Origin of the sequence: Blautia intestinihominis (assembly GCF_040096655.1) — a bacterium.
Classification (GTDB): domain Bacteria; phylum Bacillota; class Clostridia; order Lachnospirales; family Lachnospiraceae; genus Blautia_A; species Blautia_A intestinihominis.
Window position 1 is genome coordinate 64,306 of sequence record NZ_JBBMEI010000008.1, and the last position, 21,966, is coordinate 86,271.

Genomic DNA, 21,966 nt, shown 5'->3' on the forward strand with positions numbered 1-21,966 from the left:
ATACAATATCTCTGAGAAACGGAGGGATACAATGGCGAAAAAGAGAAAAAAACCCAAGATGGAGTTCCGTTACTACCAGATGCCGGCGGGGAGCCCGATCCTGGCATTGCTGGGGCAGAAGTGGCGGCAGAATTATGGCAAAGGTGTGGATTATCTTCATTTTCATAATTATCTTGAGATCGGCTTTTGCTATGAGGGAGAGGGGCATCTGATTCTGGGAGAGGATATGGTGCGTTTTCATGGAAGAGAGTTTACGGTCCTTCCACCGAATTATCCTCATACTACGAACAGTGATCCGGGAAATATCAGCCAGTGGGAGTATCTGTTTATCGATGTAGAGGGATTTCTTCGGAAATTTCTGGACAATCCTGTAAAAGCAGAAAAAATGATCCAGCGTATTTATTCCAAACCACTGTTTCTAAAAGAAGCAGACAATACTTCTGTAGCAGCCAAGATCCTCAAGATCATGGACATTATGCGAAATGGCGAGGAATTTTATCTTGAGGAAGCAAAAGGAATCCTTGCGTCACTTCTGGCGGAAATTGCCAGAATGAATCGAAATGAAGCAGAAGAGAGAGTTCCGGAAGAAAAGGGAAAGATCACGAACATGATCTCCAGATCTCTCGATTACATATCCGATCACTACATGGAAGATATCAAGATCGAAAATCTCGCAAAAAGCTGCCACATCAGTGAGACACATTTTCGACGGCTTTTTACCTCTTATATGAAAGTAAGCCCGCTGGAATATATCAATACCGTGCGAATCCAGACTGCCTGTGATCTTCTGCAGAAAACAGATGCGCCGGTGGCGGATATTGCCTACAAGTGCGGATTTACGACAAACTCAACGTTTAACCGGAACTTTAAGCAGCTTATGGGAGTTACCCCGATCGAATGGCGAAAACGCCCGGAAAGTTACGAACAGCAGATCCTGAAATTCGACATCCACTCAGAAGAGGGATGGTAGAGTGCTTACCAGAGAAATCTGTTTATGATAAATCAGAAGGAAACGTGTCTGAAAAAGACAGAAAGGAATTTTTTAATGTACGATTACAAAATTGTAGAGCAGGTATCCCGGAAGAAAAAAAGCATGTCCGGTATCCTGCGAAAAGTCATGATCATTTTTGCCGTGTTCTTTGTAATACTCGGAATCACGATCTCTCAGTCCTTCATGCTTGCAGGATTTTTGCTGGCGGCACTTTATTTCGTGTATGATGTCTTCAGCCAGAAAGATTACGAGTACACACTTGAGAGCGATACACTTACCATCGATGTGATCTATGGCAAGAAATACCGCAAGACCGCTCATGTCCTGGAACTCAAAAACATGGAAGTGACCGCGCCGCACTGGCACGAAAGCGTTGCAAAATACAAGAAAAACGGCGGCACAGAAAAGCTTAAAAAATACGATTACACATCCTACGACGATGATGTGCCATACTACACAATGATCGTAAAAGAGGACGGAAACAAAATAAAACTTCTTCTTGATCTGACGGATGAGATGCTGCATACCATAAAAACCCTGCATCCTCAAAAAGTCTATTTTGCATAAAATGTGAAAAAATATGTGAAATATGTACAAAAAATGAATGAAAAATTTATGAAATAAGAACAAAAACCTCTCTTGGAAACAAAGAATCTATGCATTCTGTCGAAAAGAGAGGATTTTTTTCATCAAAATGATACGACAAAAAACGCATGAATGCGAAAAACAAACAAAAAACCCAAAAATGAATCATGTAAATAGTGCGAAATACACAAAATGGTCGAAAATGCACATTATGTAAATGATTCTGCAAACTATCCTATTGAATCGGATGCTATAATTGATTCATAAGCAATTCGGGGTAAAAGAATACGCTTAATAAAAGGAGGACATCTAAATGAAGAAAAAATTACTTGCAGTATTAATGACAGGTATTATGGCAGCATCCTTTGCCGGCGCAGCTACAACTGTTTATGCAGCAGACGATGACAACACCTTAACCGTATGGGCATGGGATCAGAACTTCAACATCAAATCCATGCAGATGGCTGGTGAGCAGTATGCAAAAGATCATGATGGATTTGCAGTAGACGTTATTGAGACATCTTCTGATGACTGCCAGACCAAACTGACAACAGCAGCTAACGCTGGTGACTACAGCACACTTCCGGACATCGTTCTGATGCAGGACAACAGCTATCAGAAATATCTGAAGAGCTATCCGGACGCTTTCACAGATCTCAAAGATATGGACATCAACTGGGATGATTTCGGAAAACTGAAACAGTCCTATTCAATGATAGATGACACACATTACGGTGTTCCGTTCGACAACGGTGCTGTTATCGCCTGCTATCGTACAGATATCCTTGACGAAGCTGGATACACACTGGATGACCTGACAGACATCACATGGTCCAAATTCATGGAAATCGGTAAAGACGTTCATGAAAAGACCGGTAAATACCTCCTTACAAGCGAAGCTACAGGCGGCGACACTCTGATGATGATGATGCAGTCCTGCGGAGCTAACTTCGTAAATGAAGACGGAGAAGCTTATATCGTTGGAAACGACACAGCAGAAAAATGCATCAACCTTTATGTAGACCTTGTTAAAAACGACGTTGTTAAACTCGTAAACAACTGGGATGAGTACATTGCAACAATCACAAGCGGCGAGGCTGCTGGTATCGTAAATGGTAACTGGATTACAGCTACTCTGATGCAGACAGAGGATCAGAAAGGTCTGTGGCAGATCACAACAATGCCAAAAGTTGACGATGTTGACAGTGCAACAAACTACGCTAACAACGGTGGATCTTCCTGGTACATTACATCTAACTGCAAGAATGTAGAACTCGCAGAGGACTTCCTTGCAAGCACATTTGGTTCCAGCACAGATTTCTATGATGCAATCCTTCCGGAAACAGGAGCAATTTCCTGCTACCTGCCAGCTGGAGAATCTGATGTTTACAACGAGCCAAACGAATTCTTCAATGACCAGCCGATCTTCTCAACAATTGTAGAGTACTCTTCTCATATTCCGGAGTTCACAAAGACACCGTATCACTATGAAGCAAGAGAATGTGTCAACACAGCAGTTGTTAATATCGTAAATGGTACATCTGTAGAAGACGCACTTCAGGAAGCACAGGATACACTTGCATTCAAGATGACAGAGTAATCTGAATCTCGAAAAGTGAACATTTATAAGTAATCAAGGCGGGGGACTGCTTGCAGTCCCCTGTCGTGCGTTAAAAGTTAGGTTTGAAAGGGGGAGTTCCTGTGAATTCCAAGAAAAAAGGCATGTCATTGATCGCGAAACAGAGAGCTGCCGGATGGATTTTCCTTCTGCCGGCAACACTGATGATCGCAATCATGAGTTTTTATCCAATGATCCGTGCATTTATCATTTCTTTACAGACAGGTGCCGGAGCAAACATGCGGTTCGCAGAACCAATTTTCAGTAACTATCAGCGTATCATGGCTGATAAGGTATTCCAGCAGTCAATTGTCAATACGTTCCTGTATCTGATCATTCAGGTACCGATCATGCTGGTACTCGCAATCTTACTTGCACAGCTGCTCAACAACAAAGACCTGAAATTCAGAGGATTTTTCCGTACATGCGTATTCCTTCCATGTGCAACATCCCTGGTTTCCTATTCCCTGATCTTCCGTTCCATGTTTGCAACAGATGGTCTGATCAACAGTATCCTGATCAAACTTGGAATCTTATCTACCGGCTACAACTTCCTTGGAAACTCCACCAGTGCCAAGATCGTTATCATCATCGCGCTGATCTGGAGATGGACAGGATACAACATGGTATTCTATCTTGCAGGCCTTCAGAATATCGAATATTCTGTATACGAGGCAGCCAAGATCGATGGTGCTAATGGTTGGAAGACTTTCTGGAAGATTACAGTTCCGCTTCTGAAACCGACAATTATCATGACATTTATCATGTCAATCAATGGTACATTACAGTTGTTCGATGAGTCCGTCAACCTGACAAAAGGTGGTCCGGCGAACTCAACGATCACAATGTCCCATTATGTTTACAATACATGTTTTATCAACGTACCGAATTTTGGATATGCATCAGCAATGTCATTCCTTATATTCATTATGGTAGCTGTACTTGCATTTATCAACTTGAAAGTAGGTGATACACGTGACTAAGAAAAACAAATCAGCAATTCAGAGAAGATTGATTCCTACCTATATTTTTCTGATCATCGTGTCATTTATTTCAGTATTTCCGTTATACTGGATGATCTCAGCTGCAACAAATACATCAACAGATGTATCTCGTGGACGAATTATTCCGGGAAGTTACTTCATGGAAAACTTCAAAAACCTGACAGCTCAGCAGCCACTGTGGAGAGCACTTGGAAACTCTTTCTTCTATGCGATCCTTACAACAGTGATCTGTCTGCTGATCTGCTCTATCGCAGGATATGGTTTTGAAGTTTATCATGATAAGGCAAAAGACAGACTGTTCTCCGTTCTGCTTCTGGCAATGATGGTTCCTCAGGTTGCTACCATGGTTCCGTTATTCAAGATGTTCTCCAAAGCAGGACTTCTGAATACAGCAGTTGGTTTTATCCTTCCGATCATTTCTACACCGTTTATGATCATGATGTTCCGTCAGAACGCAAGATCCTTCCCTATAGATATTATCGAGGCAGCTCGTATCGATGGACTGAGCGAAGTAAGAATCTTCTTACAGATGTTCATTCCTACTATGAAATCTACATATGCAGCTGCAGCAGTTATTACCTTCATGAATGCATGGAACTCTTACCTGTGGCCGAAGGTAATCATGACTGATAACAAGGCGATGACAATGCCAATGTTGATCGCCAACCTGATCACAGGTTATGTAACAGACTATGGTATGCTGATGTGTGGCGTATTATTCTGTTCCATCCCGACAATGGTTGTATTCTTCGTACTGCAGAAACAGTTCGCAGAAGGTATTACCGGAGCGGTTAAGTAATTATGAATTAAATAAAAGGATGCTGCTTGGTCCTGTGGGTATATTGCGTAATATGTCCCAGACAGATTATGCGGCATCCTTTTTTGTAACTTTTTAACGTATTTACATGTGGTAAACCTTACGGAAATCAAGTGGAGTGGTTCCCGTGTATTTCCGAAAGATCGAAATAAAGTGGCTGGTGTCTGTGAAACCGGACGCGAGGGAAATCTCCTGGATCTTCATGTGCGTGTGAGTCAGCAACAGTTCCTTGGATTTGTTGATCCGGTAGCCGGTCAGATATTCATAGACCGAAACACCCAGGAATTTGCGGAACAGTCGGGAGAGATACTGAGGAGTGACAAAAACCTGGCTGCTCAATTCCTGAACAGTCAGTTCCTCAGAATATCTGGTTTCGATTTCCCGTACAGTGGGGGCAACATATCTCTGATACAACGGATCGGCGGTCAGATTTCCGGAAGAAGTGTCCAGAGTAAAAGCAAGCAGCAGGTCATAGCAGAGCGTAGAGAGAACTTTCATGTCAGGAATGGATTTCTGGAATTCAGAAACGGCGTCCGAAATGATGTGCTCGATCAGACATCCCTGCTCCTTACTGACAAAAACAACCGACTGATTCTGAAGGATCGAAGAGATCCCGGAAGAGAGTGTGCCGGTAAATGTGGCAAAAACAGTATCCCATTCCTCAGATTCTTTCGTATAAGAATGAGGGACAGACGGTGCAATCAGGATTCCTTCCTGTTCCTCCAGGATATAATGTTTTCCACGGATCTCAATTCGTCCACGTCCCTTCTCCGTCTGGAGATAATGATAATGTGGATGTCCGTTCGGACGCTGCATACTCTCCTGATACCAGTGGTTTCCGACAGAATCAAACATGAATGGCATGGTTACGGGAGTGTTTCGGAAGTAAATTGGCATAAGCTTACCTTGTTTCGAAATGTTATATTTTTTGGAATGACTTATTATACCACATGAGAAAGATACATACTATAATGAATCCATAAAACGCAGGAGGATAATGATGAAAACTTTTGATTATTCTTTAGTAAAAGATCCACAGTATTTCAAAGATGGAAGAATGGATGCACATTCTGACCACACATATTACAGAGATGGAGAGGAAGCGAAGGAAAAAGAAACTTCCTTCCGTTATGACCTTAACGGAATCTGGAAATTCCACTATGCCCGTAACTATGGAAGTGCGATTCCGGGATTCGAAAAAGAAGAATATTGCTGCAGAGACTGGGATGATATCCGTGTACCGGCCCATATCCAGATGGAAGGATATGATGCACCTCAGTATGCTAACGTACAGTATCCGTGGGAAGGCCACGAGGACATCCATCCGGGTGAGATTCCGGAGCATTTCAATCCGGTTGCAAGCTACGTGAAATACTTTGAAGTGCCGGAAGAAATGCAGGGGAAACGTCTCTTTATCTCCTTCCAGGGAGCAGAGAGCGGCATTGCATTATGGCTCAACGGACACTTTGTTGGATACAGTGAAGACTCTTTTACACCGTCAGAATTTGAACTGACCGAATATGTAAAAGAAGGCGAAAACAAACTCGCAGCACAGGTATTCAAATGGACAGCAAGCAGCTGGTGCGAGGACCAGGACTTCTTCCGTTTCTCCGGAATTTACAGAGATGTTTACCTTTATACTGTACCGGAAGTTCATGTTTATGACCTTCAGATCCGTGCGATCCCGGATGAAACATTAAGTGCAGCAGCACTTGAGATCAGAACAAATACCTGGGGCAAAGGCACAGTTAAGATTACTCTTTCCAAAGACGGAGAGACCGTGATCGAGGACAAAAAAGCACTCGACGGAGAAGAAATTTATTCCTGGAAAGTAGCAGATCCGGTACTCTGGAGCGCAGAAGAACCACAGCTTTATGACCTGACACTGGAAGTTTATAATGAGGCAGGAGAGCTTCAGGAAGTGATCCCACAGAGAGTTGGATTCCGTCGTTTCGAGATGAAAGACGGCATTATGACACTGAATGGAAAACGTATCGTATTCAAGGGTGTTAACCGTCATGAATTCAGTTCTGTAAGCGGAAGACACGTATCCGAAGAAGAACTCCGCAAAGACCTTAAGACCATGAAGCAGAACAATATCAATGCGATCCGTACCTGCCATTATCCGGATGCATCCCTGATCTATCAGCTCTGCGATGAATACGGAATCTATATGATCGATGAGACAAACCTGGAATCCCACGGTTCCTGGGATGTTGCTGAATTTACAAAGGATTACACCTACGTTGTGCCGCATGACAAGCCGGAATGGCTGGATATGATGCTTGACCGTGCAAATTCCATGTATCAGAGAGACAAAAACCACACGGCGATCCTGATCTGGTCCTGCGGAAATGAGTCCTTCGGAGGCAAGGATATTTTTGAAATGTCCCAGTTCTTCCGCAACACAGACCCGACCCGTCTGGTTCACTATGAAGGTCTTTGCCATGACCGCAGATATAACGATACCAGCGACATGGAAAGCCAGATGTACCCATCTGTAGAGGCAATCAAGGAGTTCCTTGCAAAAGATGATTCTAAGCCGTTCATCTGCTGTGAATATACTCATGCAATGGGAAATTCCTGCGGTGCAATGCACAAATATACAGATCTGACCGACACAGAACCGAAGTATCAGGGTGGATTTATCTGGGACTACATTGACCAGTCTATCTACAAAAAAGACCGCTACGGCAAAGAATTCCAGGCGTATGGCGGCGACTTCGGAGAACGTCCGACAGACTACAACTTTAGTGGAAATGGTATCGCATACGGTGGAAACAGAGATGCTTCTCCGAAGATGCAGGAAGTCAAATTCAACTACCAGAACATCACTGCAGAAGTCAGTGCAGACAGCGTAAAAGTCATCAACAAGAACCTGTTTGTGAACACAGATATTTTTGACTGCAAAGTAACTGTTGCAAAGAATGGTAAAGTGATCCGCAAGGCTTCTCTTGCAACGGCAGTTGCTCCATTAAGCGAAGAAACCTATGCACTTCCGCTCGCAAAAGAAGAGAAACCAGGCGAATATGCAGTGACTGTTTCCTTCCATCTGAAAGAAGATAAAGCATGGGCAGAAGCGGGACATGAGGTAGCTTTTGGACAGTATGTATACCAGGTTGAAGAACCGAAAAAGACCTGCCCGGAAGGTGTAAAAGTGATCCGCAGTACACACAATATCGGTGTCAGAGGAGCGCATTTTGAAGTACTTTTCTCTGTATTGAACGGCGGTCTGGTATCTTATAAATATGCCGGAAAAGAAATGATCGAGGCAATTCCAAAGCCAAACTTCTGGCGTGCACCAACGGATAATGACTGTGGAAATCTTATGGGAATGCGCTACGGACAGTGGAAGATCGCCAGCATGTACTTAAGCCACAAAGACTTCCGTCAGGGACCATACGGCCCGGGAAATGAGCCGGAAGTAGAGGTGAATGAGAAGACTGTAAAAGTGACTTACACGTATCTCATGCCGACCACACCACTCAGCGAATGCAGACTTTCCTATGAAGTATCCGGTGATGGAAGAGTAAAGACAACCCTCAGTTATGACCCAGTCAAAGAACTTGGTGACATGCCGGAATTTGGTGTGATCTTCAAATTCAATGCAGATTATGACCGTGTGGAATGGTACGGACTTGGAGAGGCAGAGACCTATTCTGACCGTAAAAAAGGAGCAAAACTTGGCATCTATGCAAACAAAGTCGCAGACAATATTGCAAGATATATGGTTCCGCAGGAATGTGGTGCAAAAGAAGAAGTGCGCTGGGCAAAAGTAACTGACCGCAAGGGAAGAGGAATGCTCTTTGAGATGGATGAGAACAATGGTCCAATGATGTTCTCAGCACTTCCATACACTCCTCATGAGATGGAAAATGCAATGCATCCATACGAACTTCCGGAGGTTCATTACACTGTTGTACGTGTTGCAAAAGACCAGATGGGAATCGGTGGAGATGACAGCTGGGGAGCACGCACACACGAAGAATATTTACTGGAAACCGATAAAAAGATGGAATTTTCCTTTGTATTTAAAGGACTTTAAGAGGAGACAACATGGCGAAACAGATGAAATACGGACGTTACCTTCATGGTGGAGATTATAACCCGGAGCAGTGGCTTGACCGCCCGGATATCCTTCAGAAAGACATCGAATATTTCAAAAAAGCACATATCAACACTGTATCGGTAGGGATTTTTTCCTGGGCTGTTCTTGAACCGGAAGAAGGAAAATATAACTTCGACTGGCTGGAAGAGATCATTAACAATCTTTATAAAGAGGGGATTCATACCATTCTTGCAACTCCGTCAGGAGCAAGACCGAAATGGATGGCAGACAAATACGAAGAAGTCCTTCGTATGGATCCGGACAGAACCCGAAGATTCTTCGGAGGCAGACATAATCACTGTTTTACCTCTCCGGTATACAGAGAAAAAGTCCATGCGATCGATAAGAAATTAGCCGAAAGATTCGGCAAACATCCGGCAGTTATGCTGTGGCATATCTCCAACGAGTTCGGTGGAGAATGCCATTGCCCGCTGTGCCAGGCGAAGTTCAGAGAATGGCTGAAAGAAAAATATGGCACGATCGAAAACCTCAACAAGAGCTGGTGCACAACATTCTGGAGCCACATTTACAACAGTTTTGATCAGATCGAAAGCCCATCCACGAAGGGTGAAAATGAACTTCATGCACTGAAACTTGACTGGAAGCGTTTTGTCACAGATCAGACGATCGACTTTATCAAAAATGAGGTTGATGCGATTCGTGAAGGCGGTTCTGAACTGCCTGTGACCGCCAATCTGATGTATGATTTTGACGGTCTGGATTACAAAAAATTCAAAGATGTTCTTGATATTGTATCCTGGGACAACTATCCGGGATGGCACAAAAAAGAGGAATATGTCACAGCTGTTGACGCGGCAATGCAGCACGACCTGATGCGCAGCATCAAGAAAGCGCCGTTCCTTCTTATGGAATCCTGCCCGTCTGCAACGAACTGGAAACCGATCAACAAACTCAAAAAACCGGGAATGCTTCTGGCAGGTTCTCTCCAGGCAGTTGCTCACGGTTCTGACAGTGTTCTGTATTTCCAGCTTCGTCAGAGTCAGGGCGCTTCCGAGAAATTCCACGGTGCTGTGATCGATCATTACGGCAAAGAAGATACCCGTGTTTTCCGTGAAGTAACAGAGGTTGGAGAGGTTCTGGAACAGATTCAGGAGACTGTTGGAACCAACATGAAATCTCAGGTAGCTGTTCTCTATGACCGTGAAAACGACTGGGCGATCGCGGATGTACAGGGACCGAGAAACGAAGATATGCACTATCGTGAAAATGTGCAGAAGAACTACCGTGCACTGAGAGAACAGGGACTGAATGTCGACATTATTGCAATGGAACATGACCTTGCAGACTACAAAGTTCTGGCAGCTCCGATGGCATATATGTTCAAAGACGGATACGAAGAAAAACTCCGCACCTATGTAGAAAATGGAGGAACTCTGGTACTTTCCTACTGGTCCGGACTGGTAGACGGTACAGACAAATGCTTCCTTGACGGAACTCCATACGGACTGATGGACGTAACAGGAATCCGCAGTGCAGAGATCGACGCTCTTTATGACTGGGAAGAAAACCATGCGATCCCACAGGCTGGAAGCCATCTCGGAATCAGCAATGTATATTCCTGCAAGAACCTCTGCGAACTGGTTGAAGTTTCCGATGCGGAAGTGCTGTTGCGCTACGGCGAGGACTTCTATCAGGGATATCCGGTGCTGACACACAAAGCATTTGGTAAAGGTCATGTATACTATGTATGTGCGGATATGGAACTTGGATTCTATCAGGACTTCTACGGCAGAGCAGCAGCAGAAGCCGGCCTGAAATCACCAGTTGAATTCATTCCGGAAGGCGTTTCCGTAACAGTAAGAGAGAGCGAAGATACCGAATACCTCTTCATCCAGAACTATGCACGCAAACCACAGACGGTTGCTGTTCCGGCAGAATATGAACTGCTCTATGGAACCGAGAGCGAAGTCATGGCTCCGCTGCAGACAAGGATTTTGAAGAAACACAAATAAAAAATAAGACAGAAAAAAAGTTCCCGGCACTTTGTCAGGAACTTTTTTCTTGTTATTTTAAATTCAATTCTTTAAGCAAATCTTCCTGAGAAACAGATGGCTGATAATCAGGATCGCCATTTTTATAGGCGTTCATAATTGCCTGTTCGTCGGGATCAGGCACAACCTGTTCGATATTATCAAGAGCAAAAGTGGAGAGAATCAGATCCCAGACTTTTTGCGCATCCTCTTCGCTCATAACAGTAACAGCTCCGAAAATTCGTTCTTTTATACTGGACATAGTATCACACTCCTTTATAAATCTGACCACGGTTTCCGATATCGATGATATCTATTATGATACCATTAACATTAAATAAAACTCTGAAATTTCCTACACGAAGACGATATCCGTCGGTACCCTGTAATTTCTTTATATCACCCTCCAACGGAAGTCTGGAAATGGCTGCTATCAATCTTTTCTGCGAAGGAATATCCTGGCGTTTTAAAAATTTGATTGCCTTTTTGGAATATGAAATTTGAAACAATAGAAAACCTCCCTACATAAATTATAGTCGAATCATATTTGATTTTTTATCTTATGTAGGTGTAGTTTGATTATAAAAAAAACATGAGAATACGTCAATATATATGGGAGTTAATTGGGATAGTAATTTTGTTGTAGTATAAAAGTATCAATCTAATCTTTTCATATATCAGGAAATTGTGGTACTATTATTTACAGAAAAGAAAATATACCAGAAAGAACTGATGATTATAATGAAACAGATAAAAAAGATTAATCTTAAATCTCAGGTTCGTGCGGAACTGGAAGAGTATATTCATTCTCTGGATCTGGATGTAGCCAACAAACTCCCGCGGGAAGAGGAACTCTGCCGTATTCTCGGGATCAGCAGGGTGACGCTTCGAAGCGTGCTGGATGATCTGGCAGCAGAGGGAATTATCATCCGGGTTCATGGAAGAGGTACTTTTGTCAATCCGCACTTTCGGGAAATTGCATGCCGGTTTGACCAGGCAATCCATTTTCCGGATCTGATCGAGAGCAGTGGATATAAAGCACGGATGGAGATACTGGAAATTCGGATGGAGCCGGCCGAAAAAGAAGTAGCGGAAGCATTGAGACTGGCACCGGGAGCACAGGTCTGGAGTGCACTTAAGGTATTTTATGCGGATGAACATCCCTGCGTGATCAGCTACGATTATGTGTCGACAGAAATTTTTTCTGAGGAGGCACTGGAGAAACTGAAGAACTACAAAGACAGTATTTTCTATTTTCTTTATCAGGAAACCGGAAGAAGGATTGCCTGGGATAAGGTGGAGATCGATACCATCCTGAGCGATGATATACTGCCGAGAGGAATGAAAGTAAAAGGTTTTCCGGAGCGAAAACCATTTCTTTTTCTGAGTTCGGTAAATTATGATGAGAAGAACCGGGAGAGTGTTTATATTCGTGAATATATCAATACTTCTATACTGAAGTATTCCCAGATCCGTAAAAGAATTTTTTGAACAGTAAATAAAAAAGAAACAGATCCTCTGTGCGGAACAGAAGATCTGTTTCTTTTTTGGTAGGAAAAAATTTATCAAAGCTGAGTATTGTTTCTGTTACGGCTGCCAGGATGAAAAAGCGTAGATCAGAACAAAGATGCTGGCAATCAATAAAACATTTCCTGTCATGATCAGTGATGAAGTTGTGCAGAGGCACGCCATAAAAGCACCGATGCCCATGACGATGATTCCGATAAGTGCTGCGATTTTATATTTTCTCAGTTCTTCCATGAGTTAATCCTCCTTGATAACCTGTTTTTTGGTGATTTTCATAAGTACAGTATAGATGACTGCACCGAGGATCAGTCCATTCAGGGACGGAAGTCCAAATGGAAGTGTAAATACCAGAACCAGTGAAAGAACCCATGCAATCCACGGGATAATGTTGAAGTTGTGGAATTTCACACCTTCAAGTCTGGCGTAACTTCCATGATGAATGATGAAATAGTCAGCCAGAATAATTCCCGGAAGTGGAGGTACGATAGTACCAAGCAGGTTCAGGAATGTAAACAGGAATGAGATCTGATAAGGTCTGCAGAGCGTTGCACCGGCAGAGATGATCAGGATCACAATGATAATCTTCTTACGGTCCATCTTGAATGCGTTGGACAGGTTCAGTGAAGTCGAATACAGGTTTGATGCATTGGTAGTAAAAATATTGGTAGTCATCAGGATCAGACATGGAATCAGCAGACCCATGGATAACAGTACGTTTGTCAGATCACTGTCTCCAACAGCGATGGAAGTCAGTGTACCGCAGAGAATCATAAAAATATTTCCGCCCAGAAGTCCGGTAAGTGTAGCTGCGATTGCAGATTTGGCAGATTTTGCATAGCGCATGATATCTGCGATACAGGTAGCAGTGGAAAGAATCCAGGTACCGATTACAATCGTGATTCCGCTTCCGATAGAAATACTGTCGGTCGGAACATGGTTCCAGATGCCGTCTGCACCAACCATGCCTACTGCACGGATGGAGGTTGCCAGTGACAGGAATACGATTGCAGGGATTGCAATGTATCCAAGAATACTGATAGCCTTGTAGCCTTTCATGGAGAAAATCCCCATGATAACTGCACTGACAGCCATGCAGAATAATTCAGCAGTTCCGCTCCAGTTAAATGCCTGGGCGATAAAATGTCCGTAGGTTGCTGCCTGAATGGTATACCAGCCGATGTTTACGACAGGTACAAACATGGAAGCAACGCGGGAGCCTTTTTCACCAAAGCTGTATTTGGTAAGCAGAGCAAAGGTAAGGCCTGTTTTGCTGGCAATATAGCTGACAGCCACGGCGATTATGCTCAAAAAGACGTTTCCAAGTACAACAGCAAGTAAAATTCCCTTAAAATCCAGCCCGGCAGATAATCCCCCTCCTGCCATCATACTGGTAATAACAAATACGAATCCAGTCCAGACGATCGTCAGACTGAAATAGCTTTTTCGCTCATTCTCAGGAACGGTACAAAGTGCGAACTCTGTATCCTGTTCGTTAGTATTGTTTGTGTTTCCCATAGTAAATACCCTCTAAAAAAATAAAATAGTTTTTGTAATCCCTGATCCCATAAGTTATTTGTTCCAGAATCCCCTGTGAACTTCAGCTGCAAGCGGTGCAAGTTCCGGGAATGGTCCGATCACCCGGATATCCTTCTGACCTCTGGCAAAAACATCTCTGCATGGAAGATCAAAGGTAGGATTCTGTTCATCAGATCCGGTCAGTGACAGCAGATCCTTTTCTGTCATTGCATAAACGACGCGGCCGATATTGGACCAGTAAATACAGCCGGCGCACATTGCACATGGCTCTGCGGTTGTATACAGTGTGCATTTCCAGAGAAAATCTTTGGAATACATGGTGGATGCCTTTTCTGCAAGCTGTGTTTCAGCGTGTCCGGTGCTCTTGTGAGTGGAAATCTCTACATTTTCCTGTTCTAACAGGATGTTTCCATCCTCATCAACGAGGATTGCGCCGAATGGTGTGTTGCCGTGTTCTCTAGATGCTTTGGAAACTTCAATGCATCGTTTGAGGTAATATTCATGTTCTCTATACATGTTTTGCTGCTCCTTTTTCTTATTTTTTGATATTATTGGTATGAGGTAATACCTTTTAACAAAGTGTATCATAATACACAAAAAAATTCAATAAGACAAAAAAACTTTGTAAAAAGTAACTAATAAAAGCTGAAAAATATCGGTTTTAGAATAAGTAAATTGTGCAAAAGGCAAAAGAAACGACATAAAAAAGTTCCTTGTTGAGAAATAGCGAAAGAAAAAGATGCAGGCAGACAGCTAAGATGTTATGATGGAGACAGAGAGTGCCATGAATAGGGTGAATCGTAACAGGCAGAAAATACTGCCGGAGAGGAACGTGACTATGAAATTTTTTCACTTATCAGATTTACATATCGGATTGAAATTAATGAACCGTGATCTGCGGGAAGATCAGGAATATATTTTGAGTAAGATCGTCGAGGCAGCAGGTCGGGAAGAGCCGGATGCGGTTGTGATCGCGGGAGACATTTATGATAAAGCCGTTCCGTCTGCCGAAGCAGTCGAAGTTTTTGACCGGTTTCTCGAAGAACTGACGGAGACTGTTCCGAATGCGGTGATCATGATGATCAGCGGAAATCACGACAGTGCGCCGAGGGTCAACTGTTTTCGAAATGTTTTGTCCAGACAGAAGGTATATATGATCGGTCAGCCACCGAGAACAAAGGCAGAATATATAGAAAAAGTCGTTCTGCATGATACATATGGAAATGTGAATTTTTATCTGCTTCCGTTTGTAAAACCATCTATGGTCAAACAGGTCGTGGGGGTGGACGAGAATGGAAATAATCTTTCTTATAATGAAACCCTGCACAGACTGATCAGGCGTGAGGAAATTGATGAGAATGACAGAAATGTACTCGTCAGCCACCAGTTTTATCTTCCTGTCGGCAAGAAAGCAGATGAGATCGAGCGAATGGAATCAGAAATCTGCACGGTAGGAAATATCGATGAAATTTCCGCAGATGTGTTGGAGATTTTTGATTATGCGGCGCTTGGACATATCCACAAACCAATGAAAGCTGGCAGCGAAAACTGGCGTTATTGCGGAACACCTCTCGCCTGCTCTGTGAGTGAAGCACAGCAGCAGAAAGGGATCATAATGGTAGAAATGGGCGCAAAAGGCGAAGTCAAAACAACAGTCTTATCACTTGAACCACTGCGTCAGGTGAAGGTTGTAAAGGGAACACTGGAAGAGGTTCTGGAAGAATCCTGTGCAGATTATGTAACAGTCATTTTGACAGATAAAGCAGATCTTGACGTGATCGATATGCAGGAGCGCATCCGGCTGGCATTTCCGAATCTGCTGGAGATCCGAAGGGAAAATCTGAGAAAAGCTGATTATACCAGAACGTTACAGACGGAAGAACTGCTTGACCCTTATGAGTTATGCTGCTCTTTTCTAAAAGATCTGGATGAGGAAGAGAAGACGATCCTGCAGGATGTACTTCACACGGTTCAGGGGGTGAAATAGATGAAACCTTTACGCTTAAAAATGCAGGCATTTGGCTCTTATGGTAAGGAAACAGTGATCGATTTTGAGAAAGTAAACCAGAATCTTTTTCTTATTACGGGAGATACCGGAGCGGGGAAAACGACTATTTTTGATGCGATCGTATTTGCTTTATATGGGGAGGCAAGTTCTTCGACAAATAAGAAAGACGGCGTTGTTCTGCAGAGTCAGTATGTGGATTTTGCGCAGGAACCGTTTGTGGAACTTGTCTTTGCAGAGGGACAGGGCGAGACCAGGGAAGTGTATACCGTGCGCCGCGTTCCGAGACATCTCAAGATGATCACCAGAGGTGCGGCGAAGGGAAAACAGAGAGAAGTTACGGGATCTGTAAGTCTCATTATGCCGGATGGGACTGAATATCCGTCCAAAGAAACTGACCGGAAATTACAGGAGATCACAGGACTTACGAAGGGGCAGTTTATGCAGGTTGCGATGATCGCACAGGGTGAATTTATGGAGCTTCTGCGGGCAAGATCCGATGACAAAAAAGTGATTTTCCGGAAGCTTTTTAATACAGAAATGTACCAGGAGATCGTGGCAGAACTGGGTAATCGGAAGCGTGCAAAAGAGAAAGAGATCGCTGTTTTGAAAACACAGTGTCAGAGCGAAGTGAGCAGGATCCGCATACCTGAAATATACGGATCAGAGATACTCAAACAGTTGAAAAAACAACTTGAAGAAGGTGAGATGACACGCCTCACAGATTTCCTGAAAGAGCTGGAAATACTATGTGACTGGCTGGGAAAACATACCCGCGAGGCGGAAAAAGAATACCAGGAAGCGGCTAAAAAAAGAGATGAAAAAAGAGAGGCATATACAAGAGCAGAAGAACTTCTGAAGTGGTTTGTACAGCTCGAAGATGCGGAACAGAAACTGCAGCAATATGCATCTGATGAAGGCAGAATAAAGGAGATGCAGGGGCTGCTCGGACGTATCAGAGATACCTGGGAGATCAGGGAAAACTATATGCTTCTGAGTGATGCCCAGAAACATCTGAGAGATCTGGAAGAAGCACTGCTGAGTCAGGAAAAACGCCTGCCAATGCTGAAAAACGCGCGGGAAGCAGCCGAAAGTGCTGAAGAACAGGCGAAGCAGACATACGATCAGGAGCTGCAGAATCACAGCAGAATATCTGAGAAAGTACAGAAGTCATTAGAGGTTTTGACGCAGATAAAAAACCTTTCTATACAGACAGAAACAGACAGAAAAAGTTACAACGAAGCGACCAGAAAAACGCAGAAAACACAGCAGCAGCAGGAAACTCTGGAGCAGAAAGCTGAACAGTGGAAAATACAGAGTGAAGAGCTGGCAGAAGTGGACAAAAAACTGGCAGTTGCGGAGGGGAAAAAGGAAGAAGCAGATGCTGTTTCGCAGGAAATTTCTGACGTTCGAACACTTGGAAATCAGGCAGAGCAGTGCCGCAAAAAAGCGATCAAAGCAAGAGAAGATTATGTCAGAATAACAGAAGATTATAATGCGGCAAATACAAAATATGAGAGTATGAGACAGCGTTTTTTGAACGCACAGGCAGGTTTTCTTGCGGAAGAACTGGAACCGGGAAAACCATGTCCCGTATGTGGCTCGACAGAACATCCGAATCCACATAAAAGGGCTGTGGAATATGTGGATATCTCCGAAGAAAAACTCCAGAATATGCAGATAAATGTGGATAAACTTCGCAAAAAGCAGGAGAAATCGGCAGGAGATGTCGCGGCGGCAAGAGCAGAATATGAGACACGAAAAACGACCTACATTGGCAGTGTACGAAAACTTCAGGAACGTCTGGGAAAAAGTATTTCTTCTATAACAGAGCAGTCGAGTGTGACAGAAATGGACCATGTGCTGGAGAACTGGAAGCAGCAGCTGGAAGAAGAACTGAACAAGTTAAAGAAAGACGCGAAACTTCTGGCGAAACTCCGTGAGGCACTTCAGAATATAGAAGAACAGAGACGAAAACTTCGGGAAACGTATACTCAATGTATGACAGAAGAAAAAGAAGCGGCAGAAAAACTGGCAGGCAGTGAGGCTACATTGAAAAATCTGAAAGATTCTGCAGAATTTCAGACAGAAGAAGCGGCAAAGGCAGCTTTGCATCAGGCAGTGAGCAGCAAACAGCGTGCGGAGGAAACATATCAGAAGGTTTCGGCAGAAGCAAAAGAAGCTGTGAATTCGCAAAAGCAGGCAGAGACACTGATCGGCCGTTATCAACAGGAAATTCCGACACAGAAACAGTGCGTGGAAGAACGAAAAACTTCTTATATAGAAATAATGAGCACGAAGCAGATGACGGAAAAAGAATGGAAAGAACTTGCAGAGGCTTACAGCCGTGAGGCGGCAGAAGAATTTCAGAAAACAGTTAATACTTATTATGAAAAGAAAGCGGCACAGCAGGCAAGGAAGGATTCTGCAAAGAATGCAGTTGGGAAGGTCGGACGGCCAGTCCTGGAAGAAATTCAGAAGGAAAGAGATCTGGCCGAGACAGAATATCTGGAAGCAGAAAAGATTTATAATCAACTGCGTATGGACAGCAAAGACGATGGAGAGATTTTGGCTGCTCTTTCATCCAGACTGGAAGAACGAAAGGCAGTTGTGGAGGAACATGCCCGGATCGATGCTCTGTATCGGATGACATCAGGAAATGTAAGTGGAGCACGTATGGATCTGGAAACGTATGTCCAGAGATATTATCTGGAGAGGATCCTTTATGCGGCGAACCGACGTTTTCAGGAGATGTCTGCAGGGCAGTTTGAATTTCGGATGTATGACTTGGAAAAAGCAGGCGAAGGTAAAAATCGCGGACTGGATCTGATGGTATATTCTACAGTCACCGGCAAAGAACGGGAAGTGCGGACGCTTTCCGGAGGGGAATCTTTTATGGCGGCGTTATCACTTGCACTTGGAATGGCAGATCAGATCCAGGAAAGTTCTGCGGCGGTCAATCTGGATATGATGTTTATAGATGAAGGCTTTGGTTCACTGGATGAGCACTCACGCAACCAGGCGGTAAAAGTCCTTCAGGAGATGGCTGAGGGATCAAGACTGATCGGAATCATTTCCCATGTGACAGAACTTAAACAGGAGATAGAAGATCAGCTGATCGTAAACAAAGATGAAAATGGAAGCCGTGTAAGATGGCAGATCAGTTAAGGAAGAAAGAATGACAGAAAATACATTGGAAAAGCTGGCACAGCTTCTGGAACAGGATCAGTTTGAGCTGATTTTTTCAGAAAGCGGAGCAGGCAGAGGACAGGATATACGGCTGGTATACCTGATGAATGATGCTGTAGAGAGCTTTCTGGTCTTCCGGGATGCCCGGATGACAGGCGAATATCATGCGGAGTATGAGGGAGAACTGGAAGCATCTCTGAACAAACAGGGTGAGGAATTTGTGCTGGTGGTGAAACAGGGAGAGACAGTCCTGACGCTGTTTTTTGAAAAGATGGATCTGGAAGTGCATCTGTATGAATATGCGTACACCGGACATTTCTGGGTTAAGGGATATGAATATCTGAGGCAGCTCGAATACAGGCTTGCGATTCTGAGAGATAAGTACGATTATCTTGGCGAAGAATACTGCACCGAGGAAGAAAAACGTCTGGCAGCACTTGTAGAGTTTCCTCCATTAAATTATTGCTGCTATCCGGCAGTTCCGGAAAAGTATATCGTGCCACGGGAGGATCCCTGGGTTCCGTCGGAGGAAGCCATTACTTATATGAAAGAACTCTCTGCTGAGTGCGGAGATATTTCTCTCGAAAAAAAGCTGGAAACATATCGGAAACATCCGACAAAATTCCGGGCAAAAAGAATTGCAGCCATGCTTCATAAAAAGAAACATGCTGCAGTTGTGGATCTGCTGACACGGAGACTGCGGGAAGCAACAGCGGAGTATCCACGGCGTTTTCTTGGGGATGAGCTGGAACGGAAATATGAGAAGATGCTGAAAATGGCGAGAAAAAGACAGCAGGAATTGGAGGAACAGGGATATAAGTCAGATATTCTGAGAGAAGAGCCTTTTACGATCGCGCGAGATTCGCTGGGGTATAAAGTGTATCTTATGATATGGAAAGAAAAAAGGGGCGACGTGGTGGTGGAAGTCGAAGAATATGCCTGTAAATAAAAGCCAGGGGGACGGGTATTGTACCTGCCCCTCCGGCTTTTTTGTTGCATTGCATATCGAGGAGGTGCCAGTGGCCAGTGGCAAGTCCGCTGATTTACTCGTTTTTCATCTGTGAGAGTTCCCTTCTTGCAAACACGACTGCGAGTACAAAAGCCGCCGCATCAGCAATTGGCCCTGCGTACATTACGCCGTCAATTCCCATAAACTTCGGAAAGATCACAACAAGTGGAAGCAGGAAGATCACCTGTCTCGTAAGGGACATGATAATACCAAGTCCTGCTTTTCCTATAGAAGTAAAAAATCCTGCGGACATTGGCTGAATGCCATTTGCAAAAGTGAGAAGCATAAAGATCCTCAGATAATTTTCCGCAAATTTAAAGTACAGATCACTTCCGCCGCCAAACATTCCCACGATCTGATGAGGGAAAAACTGAAAGCACAGGAAAAAGATCACTGCAATGATCGTACAGGCGGTGGCTGAATATTTATATGTCTGTCGAACGCGGTCAAATTTTCGTGCACCGTAGTTAAAGCCCCAGATTGGCTGTGCACCCTGAGCGATTCCGATACAGATTGCCAGGAAGACCATATTTACTTTGGATACGATTCCGACGCATGCGATCGGAATATCACTTCCATAAACAGAAATTGATCCATAATAGCGAAGGATATTGTTCATTACGATCTGAACAGCTGCAATTGCGATCTGATTGATGCAGGAAGCCATTCCAAGTGAAGTGATCGCTTTGAGGTGGTGTATTTGTGGCTTTAGCATTTTGCGGTCCAGATACATTTTGCGGAATTTTGTAAAATAAAGCAGGACCAGAAATGCAGATACGATCTGACCGATCACAGTTGCCCAGGCGCCACCTTTGATGCCCCATTTGAAACCAAAGATAAATAACGGGTCCAAGATGGTGTTGATGACTGCTCCGGTAAGGGTGCAGGTCATGGAATAAGTAGGACTGCGGTCAGCACGGATCAGATGATTTCCGCCGACGGATAAAGTAAAGAACGGAAGACCGATCGCAATGATGCTTACATAATCTGTTGCATAAGGCATAACAGTATCCGTCGCGCCAAAAAAGATAAGCAGCGGCCGCAGGAAAATCAGAATGACTGCGGCAATGGATACTCCGGTGATGACCAGTGTGGAAAGTGCGCTTCCGGCGATCTCGCTTGCTTTGTGCTCATTACCTGCGCCCATTTCCAGATTATAGTTGGATGCACCACCGATTCCCAGAAGCAGAGCGGCAGCAGTTGAGATCGTCGTAACCGGGAATGCAATATTGGTAGCGGCATTTCCAAGCATGCCGACACCCTGACCGATAAAGATCTGGTCTACTATATTATAGAGAGCATTGACCAGCATACTGATAATGGCAGGGACTGCAAATTTGGCAAGAAGACTGCCAACAGGGGCAGAACCCAGTGGATTTGCTGCGGTTGATGTTGAAGGGGGTGATTGCTGTTTCAAGATAAAAACCTCTTTCTTCTATAGTAATGTGGTATGTTCGCCCCATTTTGGGGAGATACTATCAAGTATAACACAAAAAAAGAAAAAAAGTGAAAAAAGGTGTTGACAGATTGGTTTTATAGTGGTATTCTAACTGAGCTGTCACGAAGAATTGTTTCTTCTGAATAAA

The 21,966-nt window shown here is 43.9% G+C and carries 18 protein-coding genes; 11 read left to right on the top strand and 7 right to left on the bottom strand.

Going from position 1 to position 21,966, the window contains the following annotated elements; translation table 11 throughout:
• Positions 1-31 precede the first annotated feature (31 nt).
• The 5 genes from WMO75_RS04255 (at position 32) to WMO75_RS04275 (ending at position 4,997) form a co-directional block, all read left to right on the top strand.
• Complete coding sequence (locus tag WMO75_RS04255; protein ID WP_349077674.1) at positions 32-970, top strand: AraC family transcriptional regulator; 939 nt, start codon at positions 32-34, stop codon at positions 968-970.
• 75 nt (positions 971-1,045) lie between these two features.
• Positions 1,046-1,558 carry a DUF6106 family protein gene (locus WMO75_RS04260; protein WP_022213447.1) on the top strand — a complete coding sequence of 171 codons (513 nt, stop codon included), beginning with the start codon at positions 1,046-1,048 and terminating at the stop codon, positions 1,556-1,558.
• Between the two features lie 331 nt (positions 1,559-1,889).
• Positions 1,890-3,176 carry an ABC transporter substrate-binding protein gene (locus tag WMO75_RS04265; RefSeq protein WP_118252684.1) on the top strand — a complete coding sequence of 429 codons (1,287 nt, stop codon included), beginning with the start codon at positions 1,890-1,892 and terminating at the stop codon, positions 3,174-3,176.
• 101 nt (positions 3,177-3,277) lie between these two features.
• The gene (locus WMO75_RS04270; RefSeq protein ID WP_118252683.1) at positions 3,278-4,177 is read left to right on the top strand and encodes a carbohydrate ABC transporter permease; all 900 of its coding nucleotides are present in this window, start codon (positions 3,278-3,280) and stop codon (positions 4,175-4,177) included.
• Positions 4,170-4,997: a carbohydrate ABC transporter permease gene (locus WMO75_RS04275; protein ID WP_173905847.1), complete on the top strand. Its 828-nt coding sequence runs from the start codon at positions 4,170-4,172 to the stop codon at positions 4,995-4,997. Before WMO75_RS04270 ends, WMO75_RS04275 begins: the two co-directional genes overlap by 8 nt.
• A 102-nt stretch (positions 4,998-5,099) precedes the next feature.
• Here the strand turns inward: WMO75_RS04275 and WMO75_RS04280 are convergent, their stop codons facing one another.
• A complete protein-coding gene (locus tag WMO75_RS04280; protein ID WP_118252682.1) occupies positions 5,100-5,912 on the bottom strand; it encodes an AraC family transcriptional regulator in 813 nt (270 codons plus the stop codon).
• A 103-nt stretch (positions 5,913-6,015) separates the two neighbouring features.
• Here WMO75_RS04280 and lacZ point away from each other — a divergent pair, with 103 nt between their 5' ends.
• Both lacZ and WMO75_RS04290 read left to right on the top strand, forming a co-directional pair.
• Positions 6,016-9,060, top strand: coding sequence for a beta-galactosidase, LacZ type (gene lacZ, locus WMO75_RS04285; RefSeq protein WP_118699039.1), 3,045 nt, complete (start codon positions 6,016-6,018; stop codon positions 9,058-9,060).
• Positions 9,061-9,071: 11 nt separating this feature from the next.
• Entirely contained in the window at positions 9,072-11,096 is a 2,025-nt protein-coding gene (locus WMO75_RS04290; RefSeq protein WP_118699040.1) for a beta-galactosidase, read from the top strand.
• Positions 11,097-11,148: 52 nt separating this feature from the next.
• Here the strand turns inward: WMO75_RS04290 and WMO75_RS04295 are convergent, their stop codons facing one another.
• Positions 11,149-11,376 (bottom strand): hypothetical protein, encoded by a 228-nt coding sequence (locus WMO75_RS04295; protein ID WP_022214524.1) that lies wholly within the window; start codon positions 11,374-11,376, stop codon positions 11,149-11,151.
• A 4-nt stretch (positions 11,377-11,380) separates the two neighbouring features.
• Positions 11,381-11,623, bottom strand: coding sequence for a type II toxin-antitoxin system RelE family toxin (locus tag WMO75_RS04300; protein ID WP_022214525.1), 243 nt, complete (start codon positions 11,621-11,623; stop codon positions 11,381-11,383).
• A 232-nt stretch (positions 11,624-11,855) separates the two neighbouring features.
• Between WMO75_RS04300 and WMO75_RS04305 the strand changes: the two genes are divergently transcribed.
• Positions 11,856-12,605, top strand: coding sequence for a GntR family transcriptional regulator (locus WMO75_RS04305; RefSeq protein WP_158565306.1), 750 nt, complete (start codon positions 11,856-11,858; stop codon positions 12,603-12,605).
• 96 nt (positions 12,606-12,701) lie between these two features.
• Here the strand turns inward: WMO75_RS04305 and WMO75_RS04310 are convergent, their stop codons facing one another.
• From WMO75_RS04310 to WMO75_RS04320, 3 genes are read right to left on the bottom strand one after another with little or no spacing between them, the layout of a single operon-like run.
• Positions 12,702-12,875, bottom strand: coding sequence for a hypothetical protein (locus WMO75_RS04310; RefSeq protein WP_158565305.1), 174 nt, complete (start codon positions 12,873-12,875; stop codon positions 12,702-12,704).
• Between the two features lie 3 nt (positions 12,876-12,878).
• Positions 12,879-14,156, bottom strand: coding sequence for a cytosine permease (locus WMO75_RS04315; protein WP_118699041.1), 1,278 nt, complete (start codon positions 14,154-14,156; stop codon positions 12,879-12,881).
• A 54-nt stretch (positions 14,157-14,210) separates the two neighbouring features.
• Positions 14,211-14,693, bottom strand: coding sequence for a nucleoside deaminase (locus tag WMO75_RS04320; protein WP_118699042.1), 483 nt, complete (start codon positions 14,691-14,693; stop codon positions 14,211-14,213).
• Between the two features lie 322 nt (positions 14,694-15,015).
• Here WMO75_RS04320 and WMO75_RS04325 point away from each other — a divergent pair, with 322 nt between their 5' ends.
• From WMO75_RS04325 to WMO75_RS04335, 3 genes are read left to right on the top strand one after another with little or no spacing between them, the layout of a single operon-like run.
• The gene (locus WMO75_RS04325) at positions 15,016-16,164 is read left to right on the top strand and encodes an exonuclease SbcCD subunit D (RefSeq protein ID WP_022214530.1); all 1,149 of its coding nucleotides are present in this window, start codon (positions 15,016-15,018) and stop codon (positions 16,162-16,164) included.
• The gene (locus tag WMO75_RS04330) at positions 16,165-19,350 is read left to right on the top strand and encodes an SbcC/MukB-like Walker B domain-containing protein (RefSeq protein ID WP_118699043.1); all 3,186 of its coding nucleotides are present in this window, start codon (positions 16,165-16,167) and stop codon (positions 19,348-19,350) included. It abuts the gene before it with no gap.
• A gap of 10 nt (positions 19,351-19,360) precedes the next feature.
• Positions 19,361-20,320, top strand: coding sequence for a DUF3878 family protein (locus tag WMO75_RS04335; protein WP_118699044.1), 960 nt, complete (start codon positions 19,361-19,363; stop codon positions 20,318-20,320).
• Between the two features lie 94 nt (positions 20,321-20,414).
• Here the strand turns inward: WMO75_RS04335 and WMO75_RS04340 are convergent, their stop codons facing one another.
• Positions 20,415-21,797, bottom strand: coding sequence for an MATE family efflux transporter (locus WMO75_RS04340; RefSeq protein WP_118252674.1), 1,383 nt, complete (start codon positions 21,795-21,797; stop codon positions 20,415-20,417).
• Positions 21,798-21,966 lie beyond the last annotated feature (169 nt).

Coding starts and splice junctions, on each gene's coding strand:
- WMO75_RS04255 (WP_349077674.1), top strand. CDS start 32: ATGGCGAAAAAGAGAAAAAAACCCAAGATGGAGTTCCGTTACTACCAG.
- WMO75_RS04260 (WP_022213447.1), top strand. CDS start 1,046: ATGTACGATTACAAAATTGTAGAGCAGGTATCCCGGAAGAAAAAAAGC.
- WMO75_RS04265 (WP_118252684.1), top strand. CDS start 1,890: ATGAAGAAAAAATTACTTGCAGTATTAATGACAGGTATTATGGCAGCA.
- WMO75_RS04280 (WP_118252682.1), bottom strand. CDS start 5,912: ATGCCAATTTACTTCCGAAACACTCCCGTAACCATGCCATTCATGTTT.
- lacZ (WP_118699039.1), top strand. CDS start 6,016: ATGAAAACTTTTGATTATTCTTTAGTAAAAGATCCACAGTATTTCAAA.
- WMO75_RS04290 (WP_118699040.1), top strand. CDS start 9,072: ATGGCGAAACAGATGAAATACGGACGTTACCTTCATGGTGGAGATTAT.
- WMO75_RS04295 (WP_022214524.1), bottom strand. CDS start 11,376: ATGTCCAGTATAAAAGAACGAATTTTCGGAGCTGTTACTGTTATGAGC.
- WMO75_RS04305 (WP_158565306.1), top strand. CDS start 11,856: ATGAAACAGATAAAAAAGATTAATCTTAAATCTCAGGTTCGTGCGGAA.
- WMO75_RS04310 (WP_158565305.1), bottom strand. CDS start 12,875: ATGGAAGAACTGAGAAAATATAAAATCGCAGCACTTATCGGAATCATC.
- WMO75_RS04315 (WP_118699041.1), bottom strand. CDS start 14,156: ATGGGAAACACAAACAATACTAACGAACAGGATACAGAGTTCGCACTT.
- WMO75_RS04320 (WP_118699042.1), bottom strand. CDS start 14,693: ATGTATAGAGAACATGAATATTACCTCAAACGATGCATTGAAGTTTCC.
- WMO75_RS04325 (WP_022214530.1), top strand. CDS start 15,016: ATGAAATTTTTTCACTTATCAGATTTACATATCGGATTGAAATTAATG.
- WMO75_RS04330 (WP_118699043.1), top strand. CDS start 16,165: ATGAAACCTTTACGCTTAAAAATGCAGGCATTTGGCTCTTATGGTAAG.
- WMO75_RS04335 (WP_118699044.1), top strand. CDS start 19,361: ATGACAGAAAATACATTGGAAAAGCTGGCACAGCTTCTGGAACAGGAT.